At 26.9% G+C, this 10,945-nt stretch carries 14 protein-coding genes; 4 read left to right on the top strand and 10 right to left on the bottom strand.

Annotated elements, in window-relative coordinates; genetic code table 11:
• Window positions 1-509, bottom strand: a 509-nt coding sequence (locus tag ACRDBA_RS07970; protein ID WP_438572393.1) for a dihydrofolate reductase family protein, incomplete at its 3' end; no start/stop codon positions are given.
• 138 nt (window positions 510-647) lie between these two features.
• Between ACRDBA_RS07970 and ACRDBA_RS07965 the strand changes: the two genes are divergently transcribed.
• Window positions 648-1,601, top strand: a complete 954-nt coding sequence (locus tag ACRDBA_RS07965; RefSeq protein ID WP_438572392.1) for a helix-turn-helix transcriptional regulator — start codon at window positions 648-650, stop codon at window positions 1,599-1,601.
• 67 nt (window positions 1,602-1,668) lie between these two features.
• Here ACRDBA_RS07965 and ACRDBA_RS07960 read toward each other — a convergent pair whose 3' ends face one another.
• From ACRDBA_RS07960 to yqeC, 3 genes are read right to left on the bottom strand one after another with little or no spacing between them, the layout of a single operon-like run.
• Window positions 1,669-2,685, bottom strand: coding sequence for a molybdopterin-binding protein (locus tag ACRDBA_RS07960; protein WP_438572391.1), 1,017 nt, complete (start codon window positions 2,683-2,685; stop codon window positions 1,669-1,671).
• On the bottom strand, window positions 2,682-3,254 hold the full coding sequence (gene mocA, locus ACRDBA_RS07955) for a molybdenum cofactor cytidylyltransferase (protein WP_438572390.1): 573 nt from the start codon (window positions 3,252-3,254) through the stop codon (window positions 2,682-2,684). The genes ACRDBA_RS07960 and mocA overlap by 4 nt, the downstream gene beginning before the upstream one ends.
• Before the next feature lie 2 nt (window positions 3,255-3,256).
• Complete coding sequence (gene yqeC / locus ACRDBA_RS07950; RefSeq protein ID WP_438572389.1) at window positions 3,257-3,991, bottom strand: selenium cofactor biosynthesis protein YqeC; 735 nt, start codon at window positions 3,989-3,991, stop codon at window positions 3,257-3,259.
• A 150-nt stretch (window positions 3,992-4,141) separates the two neighbouring features.
• On the opposite strand from yqeC, the gene ACRDBA_RS07945 reads away from it, so the two are divergent.
• The gene (locus ACRDBA_RS07945; RefSeq protein WP_438572388.1) at window positions 4,142-5,212 is read left to right on the top strand and encodes a glycosyltransferase; all 1,071 of its coding nucleotides are present in this window, start codon (window positions 4,142-4,144) and stop codon (window positions 5,210-5,212) included.
• Between the two features lie 40 nt (window positions 5,213-5,252).
• Here ACRDBA_RS07945 and ACRDBA_RS07940 read toward each other — a convergent pair whose 3' ends face one another.
• Window positions 5,253-5,996: a hypothetical protein gene (locus tag ACRDBA_RS07940; protein ID WP_438572387.1), complete on the bottom strand. Its 744-nt coding sequence runs from the start codon at window positions 5,994-5,996 to the stop codon at window positions 5,253-5,255.
• Between the two features lie 30 nt (window positions 5,997-6,026).
• Window positions 6,027-6,530 carry a QueT transporter family protein gene (locus ACRDBA_RS07935; protein ID WP_438572386.1) on the bottom strand — a complete coding sequence of 168 codons (504 nt, stop codon included), beginning with the start codon at window positions 6,528-6,530 and terminating at the stop codon, window positions 6,027-6,029.
• Between the two features lie 286 nt (window positions 6,531-6,816).
• On the opposite strand from ACRDBA_RS07935, the gene ACRDBA_RS07930 reads away from it, so the two are divergent.
• Window positions 6,817-7,155 (top strand): hypothetical protein, encoded by a 339-nt coding sequence (locus ACRDBA_RS07930; protein ID WP_438572385.1) that lies wholly within the window; start codon window positions 6,817-6,819, stop codon window positions 7,153-7,155.
• A gap of 36 nt (window positions 7,156-7,191) precedes the next feature.
• On the opposite strand, the gene ACRDBA_RS07925 is transcribed toward ACRDBA_RS07930, so the two are convergent.
• Window positions 7,192-7,404, bottom strand: a complete 213-nt coding sequence (locus tag ACRDBA_RS07925; RefSeq protein ID WP_438572384.1) for a hypothetical protein — start codon at window positions 7,402-7,404, stop codon at window positions 7,192-7,194.
• A gap of 205 nt (window positions 7,405-7,609) precedes the next feature.
• Between ACRDBA_RS07925 and ACRDBA_RS07920 the strand changes: the two genes are divergently transcribed.
• Window positions 7,610-8,470, top strand: coding sequence for an SDR family oxidoreductase (locus tag ACRDBA_RS07920; protein WP_438572383.1), 861 nt, complete (start codon window positions 7,610-7,612; stop codon window positions 8,468-8,470).
• Window positions 8,471-8,547: 77 nt separating this feature from the next.
• On the opposite strand, the gene ACRDBA_RS07915 is transcribed toward ACRDBA_RS07920, so the two are convergent.
• The 3 genes from ACRDBA_RS07915 to ACRDBA_RS07905 form a co-directional block, all read right to left on the bottom strand.
• Entirely contained in the window at window positions 8,548-8,931 is a 384-nt protein-coding gene (locus ACRDBA_RS07915; RefSeq protein WP_438572382.1) for a DUF6483 family protein, read from the bottom strand.
• A 12-nt stretch (window positions 8,932-8,943) separates the two neighbouring features.
• Entirely contained in the window at window positions 8,944-9,504 is a 561-nt protein-coding gene (locus tag ACRDBA_RS07910) for a GNAT family N-acetyltransferase (protein WP_438572381.1), read from the bottom strand.
• Window positions 9,505-9,613: 109 nt separating this feature from the next.
• On the bottom strand, window positions 9,614-10,945 hold a 1,332-nt coding region (locus tag ACRDBA_RS07905), incomplete at its 5' end, for an ATP-binding protein (protein ID WP_438572380.1).

Below are 10,945 nucleotides of genomic sequence, written 5' to 3'. Positions count from 1 at the left end.
TATTTCATTACTATAACACCATCTTCTACTGCATAATACTCAAGATTTAAGTCTATTTTAGGATTATTTTCTAAGAATAACTTTCTTCCCTTTCCTAAAATAGTAGGTATTATTCCTATAACATATTCATCTATAATATCAGCTTTGACAAAGTTATCAATTAACCCTCCTCCACCAAATAAGAATACATTTTTACCTTCATCCTTTAATTTCTTTATATTTTCACATATATTACCGCTTATAAAATGATAATTTTCATAATTCTCAATATGTTGTGAAGTAGCTATATATACATCTTTTTCCTTAAAATCCTTATGAAATCCTTGATCATAACATTTCTTACCCATAACTACAACATCAATATCATTTAAAAACTCAGAATAATCCCATTTATTTTCTGTATTTAATGTAGAATTTCCATCTCCAACTATCCAGTCAAATCCTCCATCTTCATCTGCTATATATCCATCTAAGCTTATTGCTAAGTTTAATATTATTTTTCCATTCATATCATTAATTCTCCTTTAACTTGTTATTTATAATATTCTCAAAAACACAGTTTTTATTATTTTTGAACGATACCTTGATACAAGATATATTATAAGTTATAATAACTGACATCCTATGTCATATTAGAAAGGAATTTTATGAAAGCAGACAGATTAATTTCAATACTTATGTTATTGCAAGTACATAAACAGTTAACAGCAAATGATTTGGCTAAAAGGTTGGAGGTCTCAGTTAGAACTATTTATAGAGATGTGGAATCTTTAAGCTCTTTAGGTATACCTATATTTACAGATAGAGGCTCTAACGGAGGAATAAAACTCTTAGGAGACTATCAGACTACACTAACTGGAATAAATAAAGACGAAATCTATTCTTTGTTTATCCCAACAGGAGACAAAATCTTAGAAGATTTGGGCATAAAAAAAGTAAAACATAGCACAATGCTTAAACTTTTAGGTAGTTCCTCCGCTTCTCAATTAAGTGAAATAAAAAATATACAAAATTATATTTACATAGATATGTACTCTTGGGGAGAAAATCCAATAAAGATAGATACAGACATTCTTTCTACTTTACAAACTGGAATATGGAATAGTAAGGTTTTAAATATCGTATATAGAAAGATAAATGAAACTAAAAATGTAATACTAAACCCCCTTGGATTGGTATGTAAAAGAGGTATTTGGTATTTAATAGGTGAGAATAGCGAAATTATTAAAACTTATAAAGTTAGTAATATTGAATCCGCTTTAGTAACTGATGAATCATTTGATAGACCTAGTGATTTTAATTTAGAAAAACACTGGAAGTCTAGTACTAGTAATTTTAAAAACTCTATCCCAAAACATACATTTACATTTAAAGTCAATCCTTCTATTATTAATCATATTAAAGAAAGACAGTTTATCTCCATTAGTAATATTAAAATTGAAGATGATGATGTGTATATGGATATAAAATTCGATGCTATATTTCAAGGATTAGAATTTGCATTTGGATATGGCAAAGATATTGAAATAATATCTCCCACTACTGCAATAGACGATATGAAAAAAATATCATCCGAAATACTCGATCTATATAAATCATGAGCGAAGAGGCGAGCTATATAAGTTGCACCGCCTCTTCGCGGGCCTAATTTATATAAAAAAACAACTTCTACTTAGCAAAATTACAAGCAGGATACACACATACATCACAGTTCATACATAATCCACCATGACCATATCTAGCTATATCCATTTTAGTAAGCTTCTCATTAGCTAAAACTCTAGGTAGCACAACATCAAACACTGTTGTCTTATTGTACATTGCACATCCTGGTATACCCATTATAGGAACATCCCCTAAGTACGCTAGTAAAAACATAGCCCCTGGTAGTATTGGTGAACCATATGTAACCACATCAGCACCACTCATCTTTATAGCTGTAGGTGTAACATCATCAGGGTCTACACTCATACCACCAGTACAGCATATAAGCTCTGCTCCTTGATCTATAAAATCAGCTATAGCCTTTTTTATTACTTCCTTATCATCAGGGCAAATAGTTTGTCCTATTATTTCACAGTTATATTTTTCTACTTTTTCCTTTATTACTGGTCCAAATTTATCCACTATTCTTTTATGGAATATTTCATTTCCTGTAGTTACTATACCTACTTTTTTCTTATTTATTGGAACTACTTTTACAAGTTTGTTGCTTCCTATTACTGTCTTTGCCTCATTTAACTTTTCCTCATTTATTAATAAAGGTATTACTCTAGTTCCTGCTACTTTCATACCTTTTTTAACTTCAAAGTTATTATGTAATGTTGATAGCATAATATCATCTATCATATTTAATTCTAATAATAAGTCTACATCTACTTTTAATAATCCATCTATACTTGCTATAAAATCAATTTTACCTTCTTTTATATCTGAAAATTCTAGATTTTCACCTGCTGTTAAATCCTTTAAGAATAGTGCGGCATCATTTTCATGTACCATTCCTTCACATTGTTCCCATACGTATAGGTTATCTTTACCTAAAGATAGTAATACTTCTATATCTTCTTCTTTTACAACGTGTCCTTTTTTAAAAGCAGTTCCTTTAAACTCCCCTGGTACTATTTTTGTTATGTCATGGCAAAGTACATGACCTAGTGCATCTACAGTTTTTATTTTTTTCATTTTACATACCTCATCATTTTGTCATAGTCTTCTTTTGTGTCAATGTCAAATAACATATCTTCCTCTACATCTACATATTTTATTTTAGTAGATGATTTTATTATTTTTTTACCCTTTTCATCATTTCTAAGTAGCATTAAGTCTTCTTTTTTATTGTATGGAAAAATAACAGGGTTTCCATTTTTCAAGTTGAACCTTGGAATTACTATATAGTCTTTATGTTTTTTAAATGTATCAATAATACTTTCTATATCTTTTTTGTTTATAAATGGTTGATCTCCTACAAAAAACATATAGCCATCACAAGTTTTACTATTTTGTATTCCTAGTTTGATGGATTCACTTTGACCTAATATAGCATTGTTATTTTTCACTGCTTTGAATTTATACTCTCTTGCTAAATCTAATACTTCATCATATTGACTTACTACTATTACTTCCATAAAGTTTATATCTTTAAGTGTTTTAAGTGTATAATCAATAATTATTTTTCCTTTATACTCTAAAAGTAGTTTATTTGTTCCCATCCTTTTAGATAATCCCGAAGCCATTACTATTGCAGTTATCATACTTATCCTCTTTTTATAATACCTTGTTTTATACTTCCATAAACAATATTAATATTTTTATCTATGGTTTTATTCTTATTTTTTATATTCTCAATTAAATCTTTTGCAATATTTTCGTAGTATGTATTTTCTACTTTATTGATAAATAATACGTTTTCACCCATTGCATTTTTAAACATTCCATTATCATTTAATACTATATCACATAGATTATCAAAGTTAATCTTTTCGTTTTTATTTATGTTTGTTATTTTTTTAAGTTCATCTAGTCTATGTATATTAACTTCATTTATATCCATATCATAAGATGTAATATCTAGTATTCCAATTGTTTTTTTAGTGGATGGATATACTACTGGTTCGTTATTGTTCCAGCCTTTTATTTTTTTCATCTTAGAGCCATCCCCCTCTATTAATGACAGATCAAATTTAGGAGTGATTCTATCTAGTTCTTCAAAGTCCATACCTACTATTTTTTCTTCATTATTAATATACTGACCACATACAACTATGCCATTTTTTATAGGTGGTTGTATTTTTGTATTGTCGTCTAATAAATACATAGTATATTTAAATTCATTATCAGGCTTATATATTTTTGTCGTTGTTGTAACTAATACTTTATTATTTATTTGATAGTGTTTTGCTAAGTAGTTTATCAAAGAAGTCTTACCACCAGCACCAACTACAGTTACTATATCATCTTTATTAGTGTCTATTATGTCAAATAAGTTCATATTTTACCTCTTTATGTATTTATTATATAATATCATATTTTTTTGTATATTATAAAGCTTACTTTATGTTTATAGCTAGTTATTTTGGTGTTAATTTTATCTATTGAGGCAATACTAAATAATAAATTTCACTTAAAGGATGTAAACTTTATGATTGTTATATTTCTGTTTTTTATTTTTAACTATTTACTGTTTTATGATCACTTTACCTATAAAAACCTCTTTTCTTTTAATAAAAATACAACTGATAAAATTACAGTTATTATACCTGCTAAGAATGAAGAAGAAAAAATTGGACAACTTCTCAAATCTTTAGTATCAAAGTATATTGATGAGATAATTGTTGTTAATGATTTAAGTGATGATAATACAGAGAATGAGGTCAAAAAATTTAAACACGTTAAACTTATAAATATATCTAATAAACCTAAAGGATATACTGGAAAAAACTATGCTCTTTTACAAGGATATAAACATTCTAAAAATAAAAACTTATTATTTTTAGATGCTGATACTTATATTTCTAATAATATAAATTTTGATAAAATGCTTTTAGACTTTCTTAATAATAATGATAAGGTATACAGTGTCTTGCCTTATTATCAAACTAAAAATTATGTTGAAAAGCTATCTTGTATATTTTGTATTATTGTTTCTATGGCATTTACTAAGTTTAATTTCAATAATAGTTTGCATGGTAGTTGTATCCTTATATCAAAAGATTTGTATGAGAAAATAGGTACTCATTTTGTTATAAAAAATGAAGTTGTAGAGGATATGGCTCTTGCTAATTTGCTTAAACAAAATAATATAAAAATAAAAAGATTTCTAGGAAGAAATATTATATCTTTTAGAATGTATACTAATCTAAATAATATAATCGAAGGTTGGTCTAAAAACATAGCCAAAGGATTTAAACATAATAGTATTAGAAATACTATTGTTATTGTCTTATTTATTTGTTCTATTTTTGCAGTACTTTATCATTGTGTAGAGCTTATATTGTATGGTCAAGTTTTATACTCTATCTTACTTTATACTTTATTATCATTTGTAGTGTATATGTATTCATATCGTATAATTTCTATTAACTTATTTGAATCACTAGGTATTGGATTTTATATAATTTTCTTTTTAGCTATTTTCTTATACTCTACTTATTTAACATTATTAAAGAGAAAAGTTAAGTGGAAAGGAAATGATATCTTTCTAAATAATTAACCCCTATAAATCAAGTCTACTTGTTTTACAGGGGTTATTATTAATTGTATATTAATCCTATTTTTATCTTACCTTCAGCTCTATCTCTTAGGTATAATGAGAATATACCTTCATAAGTATCTTCTCTATTGTCTTGTATATCTGATAATAAATCATTTAACTTAATCATCATAGTTGCTTCATCACAGTAGTTAGCATCTAATTCAACTAATATCATTTCTTTTTTACCAGTTAATTCTTCTTTAAGTTGTACACTTTTTTCTTTTAGTGTCTTAACCATTTCTTCAGTAGTTGTATTTTGATCAAATTCACCATATGAATATCTTATACCCATATCACTAGCTAACGATTCTTTTAAATCTGTTAGGTCTATGTTTATCATACAAAAATCAGATATTGAATCTAACATCATATTTAATAAGTTTAAAACTTCATCTAAGTTTTCGCTGTTTATTTTAAACTCTCTATTTATGTTAACATCATCTTTGTTTTCTTTTATTGCTGAGTCTAATCCTATACATAATACTCTTCTTTCATCTGCCATAAATCCTATAGCATTTACTATTTGAAGAGCTCTTTTGTCTTCGCTATTGTATGTCAAAAATAATATGTCTACTCCATCTAATAACTTTCTTACTTCTTCTTTATCTAAATCTTGATTTGGCTCGATTGTTTCTAAATCCATATTATGTTTAACTTTTTCACTCATTAAGTTTAGGTTTTTTATACCATCATCACCTATACCTATTAATTTTGCAGTTTCTATTTTTTCTATATTTTCCATTTTAACTCCTTACTCGTATACTTATTTAATTTATTTCATAACGTCTTTAAGTTTATTCAAGTATTTTTCTTTAAATCCATTGAATAATGGAACACCTATTATTGTAATTACCACAAATTGTCCAAATCCTACTTGTAACATAGATAAAACTAATGGTAATCCAAAGAATATATTTAACATTGCCCCTATTACTATGGCATTCACTATTGTTGGCCATAATGATGCAATTAATACATATCCTTTTTTATCTTTCATATTTTTCCCTGTAAGATAAACTAAATACACACTAATAAAAGTTGCTACTGTACCAAATATAATGTCTGGTACTCCATATGGTCCTATTACATTAGCTAGAAAACACCCTAATGTTAATGCTACTATATATTCCTTCCCAAGTAAAGGAAGTAATGTCATAACTTCTGCTATTCTAAATTGTATTGGCCCGTAGCTTATAAATCCAAGTGCTAATGTTAATGCTGCGTATAACCCTGCTATTAGTGCTATTACTACTATCTTTTTAGTGTTGTTTCTCATGTTGTTTCTCCTTATATAGTAAATTAAAGCCTTTTAATTTATATAAGTTAATAAATAAAACCGCAGCTTTCGCTACGGTTTATTGCATTCTAAGTATCACATTTTCAATGCTTTTATCACCGTAGTTTTACTTATAGACAGGAGGCTTCCGAACTGTCTTATTAATTTTTACTAAATTATTATATACTATTACTTCAATAAACACAAATTTTTAATATTTTATTTAAGTAACTAAATTTTTAATATTTCATAGAATATCATATAAAAGTCTATATTAGGAGGTTCTATGCCTAAAATAAGAAGTCTAAGTAGGAATTGCTCTATTGATAGTTATTGTAATGATATGGCTAATTCGTATTTAGTATTAGTCTCAATTATTTCGGTACTAATAGCTCAAGAAATTGAAAATGATGAGGACTTAGGTATATTAGCTTCTTTTCTAGTTGCCCTAGGAGAAGAATTAGCCTTAGCCTCTGAGATGAGAATAGCCTGTAAAGAAAGATTTAATGATGAAAACGCAGGAGAAACTTTTGACGTCTTTGATAGAAATATACATAATAACTCTAAAAAAGTAAAAAAAGTTAAGCGTAAGTATATTAGAAAAAATAGCACCTCAAAAAAATAAGACTATGAACATTACTATTCATAGTCTTATTTTTTATTAATATCTTGTTTTTTCACTTTCTTGTGGATTTACATATTTATGTTTTGTGTTCATTGTGCTCTTGCTATATTTTGCTTCTCCTTGAGAAGCTATCTTTGCATTTACTTCTGTGTTGTTTGCTCCGTTTATTCCTAATTCTTTAGCAACTTCCATTTTTTCTTGTTTATATTCTTCCATCTTTTTTGTACTTGGTTGTTTCTTATGAGTCATGATGCCACATCCTTTTGGTTTTATTTCTATTTTATTATTGCACTATTTATTTCTAAAAATTCTCTTTTTTATTTAGTTTTAATTTCCACGTATATCTATTAATTTTTATGACTTTTTTACTATTAGTAAAATTCCCTTGAGTATAATTTATATTCCTTTGGAAATTCTAATTCTGTACAATAATTTTTTTAAAGGAGAATAAATTATGATTTTTCCAACTTCATTTCCAAAGCAACATCAAAATCATCATCCAGGATTTGAGAATGAAATGATACCTAATCCTATATTTGATAGTCCCTTATATAATAAACCAAATGATAAATTAAAGGATAAGGTCGCTATTATTAGTGGTGGTGATAGTGGTATCGGTAGAGCTGTCGCTATTGCATTTGCAAAATCTGGTTGTGATATAAGTATCATATATTATAATGAAGATGAAGATGCTATATTTACAAAGCAAAAGGTTGAAGATGAAGGTAGAAGATGCCTTTTAATTAAGGGTGATATAAAAGATAGTAAGTTTTGTAAAGATGCTGTACAAACTACTTTAAATGAATATAAAAAAGTAAACATACTAGTAAACAATGCTGGGGTTCAATATGTACAAGATAATCTAATTGACATAGATGATGAACAGTTTGATACTACCTTTAAGACTAATGTATATGGAGCATTTTATTTAACTAAAGCTGTACTACCTCATTTAAAATGTGGTGATAGTATAATAAATACAACCTCTGTTGTTGCGTATCATGGACACGAAACATTACTAGACTATTCTATGACTAAAGGTGCATTAACAGCCTTTACTAGGTCCTTATCTATGCAATTAGCAAAGATCGGTATTAGAGTTAATTCAGTGGCTCCAGGTCCTATATGGACGCCATTTATTCCTTCAAGCTTTGATGAGAAAAAAGTTTCAGAGTTTGGTAGTAATACTCCTATGCAAAGGCCTGGTCAACCTGTGGAGTGTGCTGGTGCTTATGTATTTTTAGCTAGTCAAGAAGCATCTTTTATAACTGGACAAACTATACATATAAACGGTGGTGAAATAGTAAACGGATAATAACAATAAAATAACTCAACAAAATAAATTCCATCCGCTAGAATCATATTTTGTTGAGTTATCTCCATACAACTTCTTTATGTATTAATATTAAATTGTTTTAAATCTATATTAAACTTTACTAATATTTCAATAAGGCCTTCATTAACTTCTTCTCTAGAAAAGTTACATTTTTCTAATTCTTCATCTTCTAATAAATTTAAGCTTTCATAAAAATCTACTGCAACTTCTAAGTACTTTATATTTGATGTTTGTAAATTTTTGTACAGAATATTTTCCGCTTCACAAATATTGCCTTCTTGTAATAGCTTTTGTAGTTCTTTGTACAATAAGTCTGTTTCAGATAGTTTCATAACATTTTCTATTTCATACTTTGTTGTAGATTTTTTGAAAAATACTTTTGCTATCATTAAAGTTAAGTTTTCTATTTGGTCTAATAGCCAATCATTTTTTATTGCCATAAGTTGTCACCTCTATAAGTTATTTATTTTATTATACATTTCTTTCGTTATTACATACTCATGTACTTCAATTTCCTTTAAAATTCCATTATGCCTACATTCTCTTTCTTCAAACTTTACATATTCCATATTACATTTTTGCATTACTCTTCCTGATTGATTGTTGCCATCATAATGTAGTGCTGTAATCTTGTCTAGTTTTAAATCTTCAAATCCAAATCTCATTACTTCTTTTACAAGCTCTGTCATTAGCCCAATATTCCAGTATTTTTTATTTAATACATATCCAAGTACAGCTTCATTATCTTTTACTTCATTAAATCCACAAGTACCTATAAATTTATTATTTTCTTTTAATTCTACCCCAAAATCATAAGAATTACCATCCTCATACTTAGGTACAAAATACTTTTCTATTACATCTCTAGTTTGTTCTATACTCTCATGCTTTGGAAATGATAAGTATTTTATTACCTCATCATCACTCGCGTATTCGTACATATCTTTTGCATCTATTTTACTAATTTTTCTTAAAATACATCTTTGTGTTTCTAACTTTGGAAACATCCCCATAATTTATATCCTCCCTTTTTTTATCAAACTAATTAATTATACAAATAAAGTCAGGAATCCTCCTGACTTTACAATATTTTAACTTTTGTATTTAATATAACTACTTTTGTTACTCTCTAATTTTATGTATTGTAAAAGTAAATTTAGAACCTTCATTAACTTTAGACTCTACATATATCTCTTCATCTAAAAGCTTCATTATCTCTGATGCAATAGATAAACCAATACCTGTTCCTATTGATGAATGAGATTTGTCTGCTTTATAAAATCTATCAAAAACAAATGGTATATCATCTTTATCTATTCCTAATCCAGTATCACACACACTTATTTTTATAAAGTCTTCTACTTCTAAAATATTTATACTTACACATCCTTCTATAGGCGTGAATTTAAAAGCATTATCTAATAAAATTATTAGTACTTGTATTATTCTGTTTTTGTTAGTGTATACCGTAGTATTTTTTATATTTTTAGGTGTTATAAATTTAATATCTAAATCATCTGCTTTTATTTCAAATTCTTCTACAACATCCTTTAATATATCATCTATATTTACTACTGACTTTTCAATTGCTATATTTCCTGATTGTAGTCTAGATAGTTCTAGCATATCTTCAATTAATAGTTCTAATCTAACAGATTCCCTTAGTATCATATTATAATATTTCTTTTGGTCTATGTTATTTTTAATAATATCATCATTTAATACTTCACCTATAGCTCTAATAGATGCTACTGGCGTTTTTAGTTCATGAGAAATATTTGCTATATAATCCCTTCTAGTTTGTTCTAATAGTTTAGCTTGTTTTTCATTTTCTGCTAGTTTGTTTGATAGTACATTAAAGGAATTTATTAATTCTCCTATTTCATCATTTCTAGTATTTATTATTTTAGTATTATATTCACCCTGAGACATTTTTATAGTTGCACTCGTCATATCCTCTAGAGGCCTTAGTATTCTTTTTATAAATATGTATAAAGGTATTATTATAGATAATAAAATAAGTACCATACTCACCCCTAATACAATATAAAAACCATTTAATGATGAAGTAAACTCCGGTTCCATTTTTATAAAGAAAACTGTTCCTACTATATCATTATTATTTTTTATAGATTGACCTATAAGTATAACATCTTCATCTATACCATATAATTTCGTAACGCCGTTTATAGAATTACCTTTTAGTACTGCATCTATATATGGTTCTAGGGCACTATTTATTTCTTTTTTAGAATAATTATTAGTGTTATAATTGCTATAAATTAATTTTTTATTTGTATCATAACAATGTATAATAGATGATTTCATTAGATTTTCATCTAAAATATTTTTAACAGCTTCATTGTTTTTACTTATATCTTCAGAGATTTTACTTACTTGCTCTTTTATCTCATTCATATTTACATTCATATAATATTGCTTTATTGTAAAACT

Origin of the sequence: Clostridium sp., from assembly GCF_051654825.1 — a bacterium.
In the GTDB taxonomy this organism is placed as follows: domain Bacteria; phylum Bacillota; class Clostridia; order Clostridiales; family Clostridiaceae; genus Clostridium.
Note: the sequence above shows the minus strand (reverse complement) of the source record. Positions and strands in the feature narration are given on the sequence as shown.